We start from the raw sequence: 17,668 nt of genomic DNA, 5'->3' as shown, positions 1-17,668 counted from the left end.
CAAGACTCTTCTTGCGGACGCAAGGGACGCGGGGCAACGCCGGTTTGTTCAAGCCTGGTCTTCGGTTCAAGGTGGCTTGCCGATGCAAGATGGCTTGGCGGTTCATGGTTGATCGGCGGCCGGTGAGCGATGCACTGCGGCGGGTCGCCACCGGCTGGCCGGGCAAGGCCTTCGTCCTGCTGGTCGCGACCCTGTTCGCGGGGTGGGGACTGATCGCCGTCTTTATCGGGCATTCCGCCGCGATCGCCACCGTCGGCGGGGAGAGGGTCAGCGCCCGCCAGTTCGATTATCTCCTGCAGCAGCGTACCAGTCGCCTCTCCCACCTACCCGGCCGTCCGGCAGATCTCGATCCTTCCGACCTGTCGCGGCAGACGCTGCACGAACTGGTGACGCGGGCGGCGCTCGCCGACGAGGCGCAGCGGCTCCGTCTTGGCGTCTCGGATGATATCCTCGGCCGGTTCCTGGCGGCCAACCCCGCCTTTCGCGGGATGACGGGATCCTTTGATGCCGGCATCTTCCAGAGCGCGCTCGGCAATGCGGGCCTGAGCAGCGGCGATTATTTCCGGGCGCTGAACTCGCAGCTGGTGACGGGCCAGCTCACCAGCGCCGTCCTGGCCGGCCCCTCCGCGCCGCACCTCCTCGCCGACGCCCTCTACAAATACAGCAAGGAAGAGCGGAACCTCTCCTACGTGCTGGTCGGGCCGGCTGCCCTGGCGCCCTTCCCCGACCCCGACGATTCCGTCCTGCAAGCTTTCCTCGACAGCCACAAAACGGCTTTCGAGGCGCCGGAAACCCGGACGTGCGGCCTCGTCGTGCTGGATCCGGACCAGTTGGTGAAGCCGCAGGCGATCAGCGACGAGGAAGTCGCAGCCGCCTACCAGGCGCGCAAGACCGAGTTCACCCGGCCGGAGCGCCGCTCCGTACAGCGCATTCCCTTCGGCAGCTCGGCGGAAGCGGAAGCCGCGATCAAGAGCCTCAGGAGCGGGCGAAGCTTCGAGGAGATCGCCCGCGACCAGGGGGTTTCGGGTCCGAGCCTGGAACTCGGCTTCATCCCGAAATCCGGGCTCGACGATCCGGCCATCGCCGATGCGGCGTTCTCGGCGAAGGCGAACAAGCCGGTCCTCGTCCCCAACGGCCGGTTTGGCCCCGTCGTCATCCGCGTCACCGCGATCCAGCCGGAGCGCGTGCTGCCGATCGCCCAGGCCACGCTGCGGCTGCGCGCCCAGATCGCGCGCACCAAGGGCCGCAACATGATCTCCGAGCTTCGCGGGAAGATCGAGGCGGGCGAGGCTGCCGGGCAGTCGCTGGAAACGATCGCGCAAACCCTCTCGCTGGATTACCGGGTGCTCGGCCTGCAGCGCGACGGCTCCGCCCCGAGCGGCACGCCGCAGGACCTGCCGGGCGGCCGGGATCTCGTTCAGGCCGTCTTCGCCGCCAAGCCCGGCGACCACCCCGATCCGCTGCGCCTTCGCCAGAGCGGCTACGCCTTCTACGAAGCCCTGATGCAGCAGGACAAGTTCGTCTATTATCAGGTGCTTTCCAGCACGCCGGCGCACCAGCAGGGGCTGACAGAGGCGCATGACCGCGTTTTGACCGCCTGGCGCCAGCAGGAAAACCAGAAGCGCGTGGCGGAGCGGGCGAGGCAGCTTCTCCAGCAGCTCGCATCGGGCCGGGCGCTGGATGCGGTGGCTTCGGAGATCGGCGCGGAGGTGAAGACGGCCGACCACCTGCGGCGCGGATCGCATCCCGGCGAGCTCACCCCGGAGGCGGTCTCCAAGGGGTTCATCGGTCCGCGCGGCACGGTCGCGCTGGCGAACGGCCCGCATCCCGAGACCCGCACCCTTCTCCGGGTCGACGAGGTGAACTGGCCGGAAATGGCCGACGATCCGGCGGAAGCGCGTGCGGTGAACCGGCAGCTCGCCCGAGAGATCCGCGCCGACCTCCTGCATGTCTATCGCGAGCGGCTGGCGGAGGACCGACCGGTCCGCCTGAACCAGGTCGCGATCGACGAAACGGCCGCCCGCATCCAGAGCGCCTCCGCCCTGCCCTGACCCTTCTGCCGGGCTGAAGGGCGGCTCCCGATTTCCGTTAGTTGGATATGGAACCATTCCAATCTGGTGGAATTAGCCGCTCATCCACCATAGGAAGAGCCTGGACATGAGCGAAACGGTGAAGCGTCCCCCCGCCAACGCTACGAGCCCCGCGAACGCCGCGAGCCCCGTCGACGCCACGAGCAAGGACCGCGACCTGCAGCGCGACCTTGTCGATCCCGGCGAGCGCATGACCACCAACCAGGGACTGCTCGTCAGCGACGACCAGAACTCGCTGAAGGCGGGCCTGCGCGGCCCGACCCTCATGGAAGACTTCCACTTCCGCGAGAAAATGACGCATTTCGACCATGAGCGCATTCCCGAACGCGTTGTGCATGCGCGCGGTGTCGCGGCACACGGCTACTTCGAGTCCTACGGCTCCGCGACGGACATAACCCAGGCTGGCCTCTTCTCGGAGAAGGGCAAGCAGACGCCGATGTTCATCCGCTTCTCCACCGTGGCGGGCTCGCGCGGCTCGGCCGACACGCCCCGCGACGTGCGCGGTTTCGCCATGAAGTTCTATACCGACGAGGGTGTCTGGGATCTCGTCGGCAACAACATCCCGATCTTCTTCATCCAGGACGCGATCAAGTTCCCGGATCTCATCCATGCGGTGAAACCGGAGCCGCATAACGAGATCCCGCAGGCCCAGTCAGCCCACGATACCTTCTGGGATTTCGCCTCGCTGACGCCCGAGATCACGCACATGCTGATGTGGGTGATGTCCGACCGCGCGCTGCCGCGCTCGCTTGCCACCATGCAGGGCTTTGGCATCCACACGTTCCGCTTCGTCACGGCGGAGGGAGTGTCGTCCTTCGTCAAGTTCCACCTGAAGCCCAAGAAGGGCATTCACTCGCTGGTCTGGGATGAGGCGCAGAAGATCGCGGGCAAGGACCCCGACTTCAATCGCCGTGACCTGTTCGACGCGATCGAGCGCGGCGACTACCCGGAATGGGAATTCGGCGTGCAGGTGGTGCCGGAAGAAGACGAGATGAAGTTCGACTTCGACATCCTGGATCCGACCAAGATCATCCCGGAGGAGGACGTGCCGGTTCGCATGCTCGGCAAGATCGTGCTCAACCGCAACGTGGACAATTACTTCGCCGAAACCGAGCAGGTCGCCTTCCATCCCGGCCACGTGGTGCCCGGCATCGACTTCTCCAACGACCCGCTGCTGCAGGGCCGGCTCTTCTCCTATATCGACACGCAGCTTCGTCGCGTCGGACCGAACTTCGCGGAACTGCCGATCAACCGGCCGGTCTGCCCGGTCCATAACAACCAGCGCGACGCGATGGCGCGGCAGACGATCAACAAGGGCCGCGTTTCCTACTTCCCGAACTCGCTGGGCAACGGCTGCCCGGCGCATTCACCGGAAGGCATGAAGGCCTTCGTCAGCTATGCCGAGAAGATCGACGGCGTGAAGATTCGCCAGCGCAGCCCGAGCTTCGGCGATCATTTCAGCCAGGCGACCTTGTTCTGGAACAGCATGGCGACATGGGAGAAGGACCACATCGTGGCCGCAATCTCCTTCGAGCTGAACATGGTGGAGACCAAGGCGATCCAGGAACGCGTGGTCAACGAGCTCCTCGCCAATGTCGACGGCGAACTGGCGAGCCGCGTCGCCAAGCATATCGGCCTCCAGGTTACCGCTGCGTCCAAGCCGAACCATGGCAAGTCCTCACCGGCGCTGAGCATGGACAAGCCGGCCGATGCGATCACCGGCCGCAAGGTCGCGATCCTCGCCGCCGACGGCGTCGATGCAGACCAGGTCACCGGCCTCAAGAAGAAGCTTCTCGCCGAGGGCGCGCTGGCCGAGGTCATCGCCAAGACCAACGGCACCATCAAGGGCCGGAACGGCGAGGCCGTGGCCGTGGACCGCGCGGCTCCGAACGCCGCTTCCGTGATCTACGACGCCGTCTTTGTTCCCGGCGGCGCGGAAAGCGCCGCAACGGTCGCCAAGATGGGTGCGGCGATCCACTTCCTGAACGAGGCCTACGCCCATGGCAAGCCGATCGCGGCGATGGGTGAAGGCGTGGAAGTGCTGGGCAAGACGGCGATCGAGGGGCTCTCCTCTTCCGCCAGCTCCGTCACCAGCGACAAGGGTCTGATCGTGGCGCCCGGCTCGGCCGGGGTTTCCGGCGTCTTCGATGCGCTGAAGGAAGCCATGAAGCAGCACCGCTTCTTCGACCGGGACGTCGCCTCCATCCCGGCCTGAGCGCAGCCGGAACCGACACGGGAGGCGGCACGCGCTGCCGCCTCTCTTCGTTGGCAATGTCAGCCCTCGGCCAGCGCCTTCAGCGCCCGGAGATCCCGCTCGACCCAGCCGGCGTCTTCCGAGAATTTCGCATCGCTCATGCCGGGCTGGCGGAGCAAGGTGAGCATCGCTTGCGCGCCGCTTCCGTTCTCCACGATGCGCAGCGGCACATAGACGATGCGGCCCGCGCCGATGTCCACCCAGTGATCCATGATGCCGAACGCGTTGTGGGGAGAGAAGCGGATCCGCACCGGCCCTTCCGGCCCCTGCGCCGTCCAGCCGTCGCCGTCCGGCCGTAACCCCGCCTCGCTCAGACCCGACGCCCAGCGAGGGAAGAATTCCGGCCGCCACGCCATATCGTAGACGTCGCGCCAGTTTCGCGCGATGAAAACCCCGATCGTTCTGGCCTCGTCCATGTCGCTTCCCCCTCCATACGGCCACCGGAAGCGGCCGTCCCGCAATTTGCGCTCAGGGGAAAAGTCCTGTATAGGGGCGCCAGTGTCGGCACCCTTGGAGGCCGCGCTGGAAGCCGCATGTGCGGCTTTTTTCATTCCAATCAGGAGAACTGACCATGAGCGAAGTTACCCAGCTCAAGGCTGAGGCTCGCGACGGAGTTGGCAAGGGGGCCTCTCGCGCCGTTCGCCGTGCGAACAAAGTCCCGGCCATCATCTATGGTGACAAGAAGACCCCGCTCGCCATCTCGCTTCCCCAGAAGGAAGTGACGATGAAGCTGCATGCCGGCGGTTTCCTCACCCACATCATCGAGATCGAAGTCGGCGGCGAAGCCATCCGCGTGATCCCGAAGGACTATCAGCTGGATCCGATCAAGGACACGCTGATGCACATCGACTTCCTGCGCATCGCCGAAGGCGCCACGCTGGTCGTCGAAGTGCCCGTGCACTTCGTCAACGATGAGAAGTCCCCCGGCATCAAGCGCGGCGGCGTCCTCAACATCGTCCGCCACCACCTGGAGCTCATCGTTCCCGTCGACGCGATTCCGGAATCCATCACCGTGGATCTCGCCGGCCATGACGTTGGCGACAGCATTCACGTCTCCGCCGTGAACCTGCCGGAAGGCGTGCGCCCGACGATCTCCGATCGCGACTTCACGATCGCCACGATCGCCGCTCCGGCCGCGCTGACCTCGGAAGAGAACGCCGCGGGTGCAGCTGAGACGACCGAAGGCGAGAGCGAGGCGTAAGCCTCCCGCCGGACATTACGGAGCCTGCCATGCTGCTGATCGTCGGTCTCGGCAATCCCGGAACGCGATACCAGAACAACAGGCACAATATCGGCTTCATGGCGGCGGACGAGATCGTTCGCCGCCATGGCTTTTCCCCATGGCGCAGCCGTTTCGACGGCGAGGTCTCGGAAGGCGTTTTGGGTGGCGAGAAGGCGATCGTCCTCAAGCCCTCCACCTTCATGAACGAGAGCGGCCGGTCCGTTGGCCAGGCGATGCGCTTCTTCAAGATCACGCCCGCCGACATCGCCGTGATGCACGACGAACTGGATCTCGCCGCCGGCAAGTTCCGGGTCAAGACCGGGGGCGGCAATGGCGGCCATAACGGTCTTCGCTCCATCGACGCCCATATCGGCAAGGATTACCGCCGCCTGCGCCTCGGTATCGGCCATCCCGGCCACAAGGAGCTCGTCCTCGGCCATGTGCTGGGCGATTTTTCCAAGGCGGACGGAAGCTGGCTGGAGCCCCTGCTGCGCTCCATCGCCGACCACGCGCCCATGCTGGCGGAAGGCGCGGATGCCGATTCGCGCTTCATGAACCGCGTCCATCTCGACGTGGAAGGCGGCGCGTCTTCGGGCTCCAGGGACGGCAAGGCGGCGGAAAAGCCGAAGCGGGAAGCCCCCTCGCCCGCCCCGGTGCCCGCCACCACCGATAACCGTCCGAAGCCCGGCGCTTTCGTGCGCGCCGACCCGCAGAAGGCGTCCGAGTCGCGGGGCGGAGCGCTGGCGGACGGCCTGAAGAAGCTTCTCGGGCGCGACTGACTTATCAGCTGCCGGAAGGCAGCATCTCCGGCCCGCTCGGGAGCCGGCACTTCTTTTCAAAGGCGCGGATTTCGTCCAGACGGATGTCCGGCCAGCCGTTCAGGGATCAGGGTTCATGGGTTTTCGTTGCGGTATCGTGGGACTTCCGAATGTCGGCAAGTCCACTCTCTTCAACGCGCTGACGCGCACGGCGGCGGCGCAGGCGGCGAACTATCCCTTCTGCACGATCGAGCCGAACACCGGCGAGGTCGCCGTTCCCGATCCGCGCCTTAAGGAACTCGCCAAGATCGCGAAATCCGGCAACATCATCCCGACGCGGCTGACCTTCGTCGACATCGCCGGCCTGGTGCGCGGCGCTTCCAAGGGTGAAGGCCTCGGCAACCAGTTCCTCGCCAATATCCGTGAGGTGGATGCCATCGCCCACGTGCTGCGCTGCTTCGTGGATGAGGACATCACCCATGTTGAAGGCAAGATCGACCCGATCGCCGATGCCGACACGGTGGAAACCGAGCTCATGCTCTCCGATCTCGACAGCCTGGAGCGCCGCCTCCCCGCGCTGAAGAAGAAGGCCGCCGCCAAGGACAAGGAAGCCGCCGCGATCGCGCCGATCATGGAGAAGGCGCTGGAGCTGCTGCAGAACGGCAAGCCTGTCCGCGCCATGCTGGCCGATTGCTCGCCGGATGATCGCGTCATCCTTGACGGCCTGAACCTCCTGACATCCAAGCCGGTTCTTTACGTCTGCAACGTCGCCGAAGAAGACGCCGCGACGGGCAATGCGGAAAGCGAGCGCGTTCGCGCCAAGGCGGAAGCGGAAGGCGCTGGCTTCGTCGTCATCTCCGCCGCCATCGAAGCCGAGATCGCCCAGCTTTCCGACGAGGAAGAGGCGGAGTTCATGGAGACGATCGGCCTTGAGGAGCCCGGCCTCGACCGGCTGATCCGCGCCGGCTACGATCTCCTGCACCTCATCACCTATTTCACCGTCGGCCCCAAGGAAGCACGCGCCTGGACGATCCTGAAGGGCACCAAGGCGCCCGCGGCTGCTGGCGTCATCCACACGGATTTCGAGCGCGGGTTCATTCGCGCCTTCACGATCGGCTACGAGGATTACATCGCGCTCGGCGGTGAAGTCGGCGCGAAGGAAGCGGGCAAGGCCCGGGACGAGGGCAAGGAATATGTCGTGCGCGACGGCGACGTCCTGCACTTCCGCTTCAATACCTGATCCGGCCAGTCACGCGAAAGCGGCCGCCCTGTTCGCGGCCGCTTCCAGTCCCGCCTACATCGGCGGCTTGACGCCGTCATGCTCCACCGCCACCCGGTTGGCGGAGATCGCGCCATCCGCCGCCGCTTTCGCCACGACGAAGACGGCCTTGCCCGGCATCAGCATGTCGGGCGTGCCGGGCTCGAAGGTAACGACCGGGGCATCCTCCGGCACATCGAGGCTGACGCTGCCGCCCTTGTAGGTGAGCGCCAGTGTCCGTCCGGTCGGCGCGGCATCGACCTTGGCGACGGTGGCGTTGGTCATGCTGCTGTTCGGGCCCGCGTCCCAGCCATAATGCCCCTCGCCGGTGCCCCGGGCGCTTTCCGGGAAGACCGTGACTTCCATCGCTTCCAGCTTGCCATCGGGTCCCTTCTTGGCGGCCGAGCCGATGAAATCGCCCGACTTGATGTCGGCTAGGTTGAACTTCTTGACCGCCGACACAGTGAAGCCGGGCGCCAGTTTGATCTGGACGTCCTTGCCCTCGCGTGTCTTCACCGTCAGCGTCTGCCCGGAAAACTCGCCAATGGTGCCGCGAATGCGGGTCGGAGCAGCGTCCTGCGCGAAGGCCGCCATGGGAACCGCCACGAGGGCGGCCGGGAGGAGCGAGCCGATGAGACCCGCGCGCAGCAGCGCCGGGCGGAAGAGAGCGAACGACATGGTGAACACCTGAAGCGGTTGCGAAAGCCGTCACCCACCAGACGGGTACGGAGAACGGCTCTTCGCCGCGACAGTTCCGGCCTCGGTTCCGCAGTCCGGCGTCTATTTCGCCGGGGGCGTCCAGGGCTCCAGCGCCTCGATCTTCTTCCGCCGCTTCTCGTCCGCCGGAAGCTTGTAGTCGCCGTTGAAGGGGGCCGACTCGAAGGAGCCGTAGACCGGATTGGCGAGCATCAGCCAGTCATGCCCGAAATGAGCCTGCATGGACCGGAAAGCCTTCAGCCGGTCCTCGTCGCTGCCGCGAAAATTGTCGGTAAAGTCGCCGAAATTGTCGCCGAGCAGCAGCAGTACGCGGTAATCCCTGGCGACGAAGGCACGGCGCGACCCCTTGGCGGAGCCCCAGTTCGGCTGCTCCTTCGACATCAGGAACGTGTCGACATTCCCGCCCATCGGAAAGCCGAGCGCTTCCATGTTCTTGCGCGTCGCGTCTTCCTGATCGGCCTCGCGATTGCTGACGTAGAACACCTTGACGCCCCTGGAATCGGCGTAGCGGGTGAACTCCACCGCGCCCGGCACGGCGAGCGCCTTTTCCGCCCTGGTCCATGTATCCCAGGTCTTGGAGCTGTAATCCGCGCCTGAGGTGATCAATCCGGCCTCATAGGCGGAATTGTCGACCACGGTTTCGTCGGCATCGAGGATGATCGCGGGCGGCAGGTTTCCGTAATCGCCGCTCTGCTCGGTCGCCGCGGTCCATTTCTTGTCCGCCAGCGCCTCGTCCAGCCGCACCTTCGCCAGCGCGTAGACCGCCAACGAATTCGCCTTGTACTCCACCGATTTCTGCATCCAGAGCTCGGCATTCAGGAGATCGTTCTGAGGAACGGTGTCGGCCGCGGCCGCCACTCCCGGCAACGAACCGAACGCGAAGGCCGTCGCGGAGACGTATGCGGCGAGGTACGGACGAATGCGAGGCAGACGCGGCATGGGAGGTTCCTTGTTCACTGCGCCCATCCGACCATAGATCGCCGGACACGCCAAGCCGAGGCCGCACCGTCCGGCGACGAGGCGCTTCAGTCGCCGGGGAACTCCACCAGCGTGCGCACGGGAACGTTCAGCGCTTCCAGCTTGGCGGCGCCGCCCAGATCGGGCAGGTTGATGACGAAGACGGCGGCGACCACGTTCGCGCCGATCTGCTGCAGGAGCTTCACCGCCGCCTCGGCCGTGCCACCGGTGGCGATGAGGTCGTCGATCAGGATCACCTTTTCGCCGGGCTCGATGGCGTCGCGGTGCATCTCCATCTCGTCCACCCCGTATTCCAGCGAATAGGCGATGCGGACGGTGTCGTAGGGCAGCTTGCCCTTCTTGCGGATCGGCGCGAAGCCGGCGCGGAGCTGGTGCGCGACCGCGCCGCCGAGGATGAAGCCGCGCGCCTCGATCCCCGCGACCTTGTCGATGCCGGCACCCACCCAGGGCGCCACGAGCTCGTCCACGGTCCGGCGAAAGACCGGGGCGTTTCCGAGCATGGTCGTGATGTCGCGAAACACGACGCCGGGCTTGGGATAATTCGGGATCGTCCTGATCGCAGCATCGAGCTCGGAGGCAATATCCGCCATTCCGTCAATCTCCTGTCGGGCCGGAGACCCGCTTGTCGTGTCAGTAAAGGGTGCGCACCGGCCTCGATGTCGCGACTTGGGTGCATCTTTGGCAAGCCGACGGCTGTCACGCAAGCACCTCCGGCCGAACGGCCGATGCGGCTCCGGCGGATCTAGCGGGAGAGCACGCGGCCGGCGACCGCGTCGAGCTTCGCCATCAATCCCGGATCGCGCGCCCCCGGCGCCGTCATGATGGCGTGATCGAGCGCGCGGTCGGAGCCGACGGGGCAAGGCTCGTGCTCGCGGGGGAAGTCACGCGCGAGGCGGGCGACGAGGCGCTGCACCCGGGCGGTGTTCTCGCCCATGACGCGGATCACCTGCGACACGTCCACCGCGCCGTGATCGGGATGCCAGCAATCGTAGTCCGTCACCATGGCGATCGTCGCGTAGCAGATCTCCGCTTCCCGGGCGAGCTTGGCCTCCGGCATGTTGGTCATGCCGATGACGTCGCAGCCCCAGGTCCGGTAGAGTTCGCTTTCCGCGCGCGAGGAGAATTGCGGTCCCTCCATCACGAGGTAGGTGCCTCCGCGCCGGCAGGAGATATCTTCCGCCGCGCCCGCCGCCGCGATCCGGGCGGCGAGGCCGGGGCTGACCGGATCGGCCATGGAGACGTGGGCCACGAGCCCGGTGCCGAAGAAGCTCTTCTCGCGGGCGAAGGTGCGGTCGATGAACTGGTCCACCAGCACGAAATCGCCGGGCGCCAGTTCCTCCTTCAGCGAGCCGACGGCCGAAACGGAAACGATGTCGGTCACCCCTGCCCGCTTCATCGCGTCGATGTTGGCGCGGTAATCGATGCCGGACGGCGAGATGCGGTGACCGCGCCCGTGACGCGGCAGAAAGCGCAGCGGCATGCCGTCGAGTTCGGCAAAGAGGATCGCGTCGGACGGTTCGCCCCAGGGCGTCCCGACCTGCCGCCACTCCGTCTTCTCCAGCCCCGGCAGATCGTAGAGCCCCGAACCGCCGATGATGCCGAGAACCGCCTGTGTCATCCTTGCCTCCAGCGCAAACGAAAAGGGCCCCCGAAGGGGCCCTCGATGAGCTCGCCGGCCGCTCAGTGCGGCGTGTTCGCCCAGACCCGGCGCTTGGTGTAGCCGACGAGGCCGGCGAAGACGATCAGGAAAACCATGACCGTCAGGCCCATCCGCTTGCGCTCCACAAGATGCGGCTCGGCCGCCCACATCAGGAAAGCCGATACGTCCCGCGCATATTGGTCGACCGTCTGCGGCACGTCGTTGGTCTTGTCGTCGTCGCCGTTCTGCGGGAAATCGACGGCTCCATCGGCCAGCGGCGGCGGCATGGCGAGCGCGTCGCTGGCGATGAAATAGGGATTGTAGTGCAGCCCCTCGCGCACCTGCACGCCGGCCGGCGGATCCTGGAAGCCCGTCAGCAGCGAATAGATGTAATCCGGCCCGGCGGATTCCTCGTACTGCGTGAAGACGTCGAAGACGAACCAGGGAAAGCCGCGTTCCGGCCCGCGCGCCTTGGCCAGCAGCGAAAGGTCCGGCGGCAGTGCCCCGCCATTGGCCGAGCGCGCCGCCTGCTCGTTGGGGAACGGCGCGGGCAAGTGGTCGGACGGACGGCCGGGGCGCTCGAACATGTCACCCTGGTCGTTGGGCCCGTCCTGGATCTTGTACTCCGCCGCCAGCGACTTCACCTGCTCGGCGGAGAAGCCGAGCCCGTCCTGGTCGCCGAGGTTGCGGAAGGCCACGAGGTTCAGCGAATGGCAGTTCGAGCAGACGTCGTGATAGATCTTGAAGCCGCGCTGCAACTGCTGCTTGTCGAACGAGCCGAACGGGCCGGAGAAGCTCCAGCTGAGCTCGTGCGGCTCCTTCAGGGGATAATGCGGCGTCGCGTTGGCAGGCTGATCGGCGGCGCAGGCCGCAGAACTCGCCATGCCGACGGCGAACAGGGCCGCGGTCAGGCGGCACAACATTCCGGACATCTGCCCCTCAGCGTTCTTGAACCGCATGTCAGCCGCCGACCTTCGTGTTGGAGACCGTGCGCTCCGGCAAGGCGAGGCCTCGCCCGTGCTTCTCCAGCACCGCTTCCGTGATCGAGGCGGGGCGCGGCTTCGGCGTCTCAAGCAGGCCGAGCAGCGGAACGATGACCAGGAAATGGATGAAGTAATACGCGGTGAGGATCCGCCCGACGATGATGAAGCCGCCGGCGGGAGGCTGGGAGCCGATATAGCCGAGGCCGATCGAGACCAGCACGTGGATCCAGAAAAACTGGCGGTAAAGCGGGCGATAGACCGCGGAGCGCACCTTGGAGGTGTCGAGCCACGGCATCAGCGCCAGCATCACGATCGCCCCGAACATGGCGATGACGCCGCCGAGCTTGGACGGGATCGAGCGCAGGATCGCGTAGAACGGCAGGAAGTACCATTCCGGCACGATCTCCGACGGGGTCGCGAGCGGGTTCGCCTGGATGTAGTTGTCGGAATGGCCGAGATAGTTCGGCACGTAGAACAGGAAGTAGGCGAACACGATCATGAACACGACCATGCCCAGCGCGTCCTTGATGGTCGCGTGCGGCGTGAAGGGCACCGCGTCCTGCTTGGCCTTGATGTTGATGCCGGTCGGATTGGTCTGGCCGACCACGTGCAGCGCCCAGACATGCAGCACCACGACGCCGGCGATCATGAACGGCAGCAGGTAATGCAGGGCGAAGAAGCGGTTCAGCGTCGGGCTGCCGACGGCGAAACCGCCCCACAGCCACGTCACGATGGCGCTGCCGACCAGTGGGATCGCCGAAAACAGGTTGGTGATGACGGTGGCACCCCAGAAGCTCATCTGGCCCCAGGGCAGCACGTAGCCCATGAAGGCCGTGGCCATCATCAGGATGAAGATGATGACGCCGAGGAGCCACAGGATCTCGCGCGGTTCCTTGTAGGAGCCGTAATAGAGGCCGCGGAAGATGTGGACATAGACCGCGATGAAGAACATCGAGGCCCCCGTCGCGTGCATGTAGCGCAAGAGCCAGCCGTAGTTCACGTCGCGCATGATGGCTTCGACGGAGACGAAGGCCATCGTGCCGCTCGGCACGTAATGCATCGCCAGCACCACGCCGGTGATGATCTGGGCCCCCAGCATCATCATCAGAATCGCGCCGAAGGTATAGGCGTAGTTCAGGTTGCGCGGGATGGGATAGGTGACGAAGGAATCCCAGAGCAGACGCGGCAGCGGGAGCCGGGCATCCACCCAGCGCTCGATTCCGGTCCGCGGCTCATAGGTGGAAGTGTGTTCGGCCATGTGTCTGCTGCCCCAGCCTCAGCCAATCCGGACGGTTTTTTCGTTGATGAACTGAAATGGCGGGATCGCCATGTTCTCCGGCGCAGGCCCCTGCCGGATGCGGCCCGCCGTGTCGTATTGCGAACCGTGGCACGGGCAGAACCAGCCGCCATAGGCGCCCTGCTGGCCCAGCGGAATGCAGCCCAGATGCGTGCAGACCTCGATCATCACCAGCCACGCCTCCTTGCCCGGCACGGTGCGATTCTGATCCGTCGCCGGCGCGTCGTCCTTGAGATTGGCGTTGCGCGCGATCGGGTCCTTCAGGTCGCCCAGGGCCACGGCCTTGGCTTCCTGCATTTCCTTGTCGCTGCGATACCGGACGGCGACGGGCTTGCCGCGCCACATCACGGTGATCGACTGCCCCTGCTGGATGGAAGAAACGTCCACCTCGACGGAGCTCAGCGCCAGCGCCGCGGCATCCGGGTTCATCTGGTCGATCAGCGGCCAGGCGAACGATGCCGCGCCGACCACCGCGAAGGCACCGGTGGCGATCAGCAGGAAATCGCGGCGGCTCGGATCGGGAGCGCCTGCCTCTCCCGGCTCGACGTGACGCGAATCGGTCGGGACGGTGATCGGATGCGGGGTCGTGGTGTCGGCCAAGGTTCGCCCTCTCGCGGATCGCAGGCGCCTCGCGTCGCCTGTGCAGGTTCGCGCGGGACCCTCGAGCGCATGGCACCCCAGTCTTTCTTAGATCCCCCGTCTGCCGCTTTTCTCATTGATAAGAAGACCTGTCCAGTCGAGCGGGTACAACAAGGCCACTATGTCGCAAATTTTCAGACATGAGTTGCATTGCAGCAAGAACCCGCGCAGCGGTGAGCTTGGATTTTGTGCAATGCAAAAGAGTTCGGGGAGAGCCGTTTGATCGAGTGCGCTTTATTTCAGCCGGATATTCCGCAGAACACTGGCGCAATCCTGCGTCTCGGCGCCTGCCTGGCCGTGCCTGTCCATGTGATCCGGCCGACCGGCTTCATCCTGTCGGACCAGAAAATGCGGCGCGCGGGCATGGATTACATCGCGATGGCGGCCCTCAGGCAGCATGACGACTGGAATGCCTTCGACGAATGGCGGCGTGCGCACGGCCGGCGGCTCGTCGCGTTAAGCACCAAGGCGGAGCAGCCGCTGCACGATTTCGCATTCCGCGACGGCGACATAATCCTGATGGGCCGCGAATCGGCCGGGCTGCCGGACGACGTTCATGCCGCCTGCGACGCGAGGCTGCGCATTCCCATGCAGTCCGGCGCGCGATCGCTCAACGTCGCCATCTCGGCCGGCATCGCGCTGGCCGAGGCGTTGCGGCAGACCGGTCTCTGGCCGGCCGCAACGCCCTGAACGCGCTCCGATACGGGCGCGGGATCAGACGCGGGTGCGGGAGACCGGCTCCTGCCGCGCCGCGCCGCGCAAGCCGATGCCTAGGGCGAGCCACGCCAATCCGGTGAAGATCAGATCGATCCCGAGGAAGGTGCCCAGCGTGTAGAGGCTGGAAGCCGGCCAGCCGAAGAGGATCATCGCGCCGACCAGAAGGGTGATGATGCCGGAGGCGACAGGCCAGCCCCAGGCGCTGCCCCGCCGCATGCTGGTGCCCAGCACGATGCGGGCGATGCCGGCGGCGATCAGGCCGAACGCGATCAGCAGCGTCAGCACCGAGGAGGCAAGCAGCGGGTTCATCACCGCGAAGATGCCGGCCAGCAGATAGAGCACGCCGATCAGCACCCAGAAGAAGAAGCGGTTCCAGTTCCGCATCCCCATGCCGTGAACGATCTCGGCGAGGCCGGAGAAGATCATCATCCAGCCCACGAGGAGCACGCTCACCACCGTGGCGACAAGGACGCTCCCGAGCGCGACGATCCCGGCGATCAGCATGATGAGGCCGAGGGCGACGAACCAGCCCCAGCGCATTCGCAGGTGCTCGTGTTCCGGCGAAAGCTTTGGCATCAGCATTGAGAAACTCCTGTTGGCTCTCACATTCAATGGACGAGCATCGTTCCCGGTTTCAAGCCCGGCATCAGATCACGATGCAACACCTTGCGTGAGCCGCGACTTTCGCAAGGGAACAGGATGAGTTAAGCGCCAGCATGAGCAAAAATCAGAGCGCCTACCGCCCCGATCTTTCCGCGATGGGGCTGCCCGAAGGCGTGGAAGAGAAGAAGGCGACCGCACGGGCGTGGTTCGAAAGCCTGCGCGACAGGATGTGCGCGGCATTCGAAGCGGCGGAGGACGACCTGCCGCCCGGGCAGGCGCTTTCGGATCAGCCCGCCGGCCGCTTCGTGCGCACGCCGTGGGATCGCGTCGATCACGCGGGCACGCCGGGCGGTGGCGGCGTCATGTCGGTGATGAAGGGCCGCGTCTTCGAAAAGGTCGGCGTTCACGTCTCCACGGTCCATGGCGAGTTCGCGCCGGAGTTTCGCGCGCAGATGCCGGGCGCGGTAGAAGATCCGCGCTTCTGGGCCTCCGGCATTTCGCTGATCGCGCATCCCTGGAACCCGCATGTTCCCGCCGTCCACATGAACACGCGCATGGTGGTGACGACGCGCCAATGGTTCGGCGGCGGCGCGGACCTCACCCCGGTTCTCGACCGGCGGCGCACGCAGGATGACCCGGATTCCATGACCTTCCACCGGGCGATGCAGGCGGCATGCGAGCCGCACGGGCAGGTCGACTACGACCGCTACAAGGACTGGTGCGACGATTATTTCTGGCTGGCGCACCGCAACGAGCCACGCGGCATCGGCGGCATCTTCTTCGATTACCTGCATTCCCGCGACTGGGACGCGGACTTCGCCTTCACCCGCGATGTCGGCGAGGCCTTCCTCCGCGTGTATCCGGAACTGGTGCGGCGGAACTTCGGCCAGCCCTGGACGGAGGCCGAGCGCGACGAGCAGCTGATCCGCCGGGGCCGCTACGTTGAGTTCAACCTGCTCTACGACCGCGGCACGATCTTCGGGCTGCGGACCGGCGGCAACGTCAACTCCATCCTGTCGTCCATGCCGCCTTTGGTGAAGTGGCCATGACGCGGTCTAGCGCCCGTCCGGATGGTCGGCGATGAGCTTCCGATACCCGAAGAAGCTCTCCTTGAGAGTGCGCTTCTGCGTGTCGAAATCCACGCGGACGATGCCGAAGCGCTTGCCGTAGCCAGCCGTCCACTCGAAATTGTCCAGGAGGCTCCAGAGGAAGTAGCCCTGCACGTTCGCGCCTTCCTGCCGCGCCTTCAGCATGGCCTCGACATGGCGGCGAATGTAGTCGGCGCGCAGCGGATCCCGGACGATATCGCCCGCCACCTGCTCGTCCCGCTCGCCGAACCCGGCACCGTTCTCCGTCACCAGCACCGGCGGATTCCCGTACTGGTCGCGAAACCGAAGTAGCAGTTCCGTCAGGTATTCCGGCCGCACCGGCCCGTTGAAGGACGGCACCTTGTCCGGGTTCGTCGAGAGCCAATTGGCGCCGAGCGCGGCATTCGGATCGGCTCGCACATAGGCCGGCGAATAATAGTTCGCGCCGAGAAAATCGGGCGGATTGTCGGAGATCAGCTTCATGTCCGCCGCTGAGGGCTGAAATTCCGGATTGGCCGCCTGATAGGCCTGCAGCACGTCGGGCGGATAACGCCCCTTGTAGATCGCGTCGAGGAACCAGCGGTTCTGCGCCTCGTCCTCCATCGCCGCCGCCTTCCGGTCGGCCGGATCGTCCCCTTGTTCCGGGATCGTCGGCGTGAAATTCAGCGTGATGCCGACGCGGCCGTCGAGCTTCTGGGCATGATAGTCGCGGATCGCCGTGGCGCTGGCGAGCAGGATGTGATGCGCGGCGATCGCCTGCCGGCTGTAGTTCCGCGTGGTCAGGAGGCCGACGCTCGGGTCGCGTTTGACGACGCTCTGCACCGCCGGCTGGATCATGAAGAGATCCACGAAGGGCTCGTTGACGGTGATGAAGGTCTTCACCCGCGAGCCGAATTCCCGGAACAACGTGTCGGCGTAGAGCGCGTACCAGCGCACCGAATCCGGGTTGGCCCAGCCGCCTTTGTCGGCCAGCGCCTGCGGCATGTCCCAATGGTAGATCGTGACGACCGGCTCGATTCCATTGGCGCGGAGATCGTCGATGAACTGGCTGTAATGCTTCAGCCCCGCTTCGTCTGGCGTGCCGGTGCCGTGAGGGAAGATGCGCGACCAGGCGATGGAGAAGCGGAAGGCATTGGTGCCGAGCTTCTTCATCAGCTGGATATCGCCGAGATAGCGCGGGCGGTCGTAGAAATCGTCGGCGACATTGCCCGTCTCGGGGCGGCCCGAGACGGATTGCACGACCTTCACCTGGTTGGTGTAGACGTCCCAGTTCGACAGGCCCTTGCCGTCCGCCTGCCAGCCGCCTTCCACCTGATAGGCGGCCGTCGACGTGCCCCAGAGGAATGGTGTTTCGGCGCGGGCGGACGGGGAAATCAGAAGAGTGGCGAAGGCGGCGGCGACCGAAAGAATGGAAGAACGCAGCAT

General features: G+C 65.6%; 17 protein-coding genes. 7 read left to right on the top strand and 10 right to left on the bottom strand.

The window, feature by feature from the left end; translation table 11 throughout:
• Positions 1-122 precede the first annotated feature (122 nt).
• The gene (locus tag BMY25_RS02080; RefSeq protein WP_177176655.1) at positions 123-2,051 is read left to right on the top strand and encodes a peptidylprolyl isomerase; all 1,929 of its coding nucleotides are present in this window, start codon (positions 123-125) and stop codon (positions 2,049-2,051) included.
• 106 nt (positions 2,052-2,157) lie between these two features.
• Complete coding sequence (locus tag BMY25_RS02075) at positions 2,158-4,305, top strand: catalase (RefSeq protein ID WP_092494911.1); 2,148 nt, start codon at positions 2,158-2,160, stop codon at positions 4,303-4,305.
• A gap of 59 nt (positions 4,306-4,364) precedes the next feature.
• Here BMY25_RS02075 and BMY25_RS02070 read toward each other — a convergent pair whose 3' ends face one another.
• Complete coding sequence (locus tag BMY25_RS02070) at positions 4,365-4,760, bottom strand: polyketide cyclase (protein ID WP_092494910.1); 396 nt, start codon at positions 4,758-4,760, stop codon at positions 4,365-4,367.
• A gap of 155 nt (positions 4,761-4,915) precedes the next feature.
• On the opposite strand from BMY25_RS02070, the gene BMY25_RS02065 reads away from it, so the two are divergent.
• The 3 genes from BMY25_RS02065 to ychF all read left to right on the top strand — a co-directional run bounded on the left by BMY25_RS02065 (position 4,916) and on the right by ychF (position 7,564).
• Positions 4,916-5,545, top strand: coding sequence for a 50S ribosomal protein L25/general stress protein Ctc (locus BMY25_RS02065; RefSeq protein WP_092494909.1), 630 nt, complete (start codon positions 4,916-4,918; stop codon positions 5,543-5,545).
• A 29-nt stretch (positions 5,546-5,574) separates the two neighbouring features.
• Positions 5,575-6,345 (top strand): aminoacyl-tRNA hydrolase, encoded by a 771-nt coding sequence (gene pth, locus BMY25_RS02060; RefSeq protein WP_092494908.1) that lies wholly within the window; start codon positions 5,575-5,577, stop codon positions 6,343-6,345.
• A 115-nt stretch (positions 6,346-6,460) separates the two neighbouring features.
• Positions 6,461-7,564, top strand: a complete 1,104-nt coding sequence (ychF, locus tag BMY25_RS02055; protein ID WP_092494907.1) for a redox-regulated ATPase YchF — start codon at positions 6,461-6,463, stop codon at positions 7,562-7,564.
• Positions 7,565-7,618: 54 nt separating this feature from the next.
• Here ychF and BMY25_RS02050 read toward each other — a convergent pair whose 3' ends face one another.
• The 7 genes from BMY25_RS02050 to petA all read right to left on the bottom strand — a co-directional run bounded on the left by BMY25_RS02050 (position 7,619) and on the right by petA (position 13,769).
• Positions 7,619-8,260: a hypothetical protein gene (locus BMY25_RS02050; protein WP_238858099.1), complete on the bottom strand. Its 642-nt coding sequence runs from the start codon at positions 8,258-8,260 to the stop codon at positions 7,619-7,621.
• Between the two features lie 102 nt (positions 8,261-8,362).
• Positions 8,363-9,238, bottom strand: coding sequence for a 5'-nucleotidase, lipoprotein e(P4) family (locus BMY25_RS02045; protein WP_092495159.1), 876 nt, complete (start codon positions 9,236-9,238; stop codon positions 8,363-8,365).
• Between the two features lie 86 nt (positions 9,239-9,324).
• Positions 9,325-9,867: an adenine phosphoribosyltransferase gene (locus tag BMY25_RS02040; RefSeq protein ID WP_092494906.1), complete on the bottom strand. Its 543-nt coding sequence runs from the start codon at positions 9,865-9,867 to the stop codon at positions 9,325-9,327.
• Positions 9,868-10,019: 152 nt separating this feature from the next.
• A complete protein-coding gene (locus BMY25_RS02035; protein WP_092494905.1) occupies positions 10,020-10,895 on the bottom strand; it encodes an S-methyl-5'-thioadenosine phosphorylase in 876 nt (291 codons plus the stop codon).
• 62 nt (positions 10,896-10,957) lie between these two features.
• On the bottom strand, positions 10,958-11,848 hold the full coding sequence (locus BMY25_RS02030; RefSeq protein ID WP_092495158.1) for a cytochrome c1: 891 nt from the start codon (positions 11,846-11,848) through the stop codon (positions 10,958-10,960).
• A gap of 28 nt (positions 11,849-11,876) precedes the next feature.
• A complete protein-coding gene (locus BMY25_RS02025) occupies positions 11,877-13,157 on the bottom strand; it encodes a cytochrome b (RefSeq protein ID WP_092494904.1) in 1,281 nt (426 codons plus the stop codon).
• Between the two features lie 18 nt (positions 13,158-13,175).
• The gene (petA, locus tag BMY25_RS02020; protein WP_092495157.1) at positions 13,176-13,769 is read right to left on the bottom strand and encodes a ubiquinol-cytochrome c reductase iron-sulfur subunit; all 594 of its coding nucleotides are present in this window, start codon (positions 13,767-13,769) and stop codon (positions 13,176-13,178) included.
• Between the two features lie 285 nt (positions 13,770-14,054).
• On the opposite strand from petA, the gene BMY25_RS02015 reads away from it, so the two are divergent.
• Positions 14,055-14,525 (top strand): tRNA (cytidine(34)-2'-O)-methyltransferase, encoded by a 471-nt coding sequence (locus BMY25_RS02015; protein WP_092494903.1) that lies wholly within the window; start codon positions 14,055-14,057, stop codon positions 14,523-14,525.
• A gap of 24 nt (positions 14,526-14,549) precedes the next feature.
• Here BMY25_RS02015 and BMY25_RS02010 read toward each other — a convergent pair whose 3' ends face one another.
• On the bottom strand, positions 14,550-15,134 hold the full coding sequence (locus tag BMY25_RS02010; RefSeq protein ID WP_092494902.1) for an HdeD family acid-resistance protein: 585 nt from the start codon (positions 15,132-15,134) through the stop codon (positions 14,550-14,552).
• A 176-nt stretch (positions 15,135-15,310) separates the two neighbouring features.
• Here BMY25_RS02010 and hemF point away from each other — a divergent pair, with 176 nt between their 5' ends.
• Positions 15,311-16,204 (top strand): oxygen-dependent coproporphyrinogen oxidase, encoded by an 894-nt coding sequence (hemF, locus tag BMY25_RS02005; RefSeq protein ID WP_092495156.1) that lies wholly within the window; start codon positions 15,311-15,313, stop codon positions 16,202-16,204.
• A gap of 6 nt (positions 16,205-16,210) precedes the next feature.
• Here hemF and BMY25_RS02000 read toward each other — a convergent pair whose 3' ends face one another.
• A complete protein-coding gene (locus BMY25_RS02000; RefSeq protein WP_092494901.1) occupies positions 16,211-17,668 on the bottom strand; it encodes a glycoside hydrolase family 1 protein in 1,458 nt (485 codons plus the stop codon).

This window comes from Faunimonas pinastri, assembly GCF_900110915.1.
GTDB classification, from domain to species: Bacteria; Pseudomonadota; Alphaproteobacteria; order Rhizobiales; family Afifellaceae; genus Faunimonas; species Faunimonas pinastri.
This window is presented reverse-complemented; position numbering and strand designations above follow the sequence as displayed.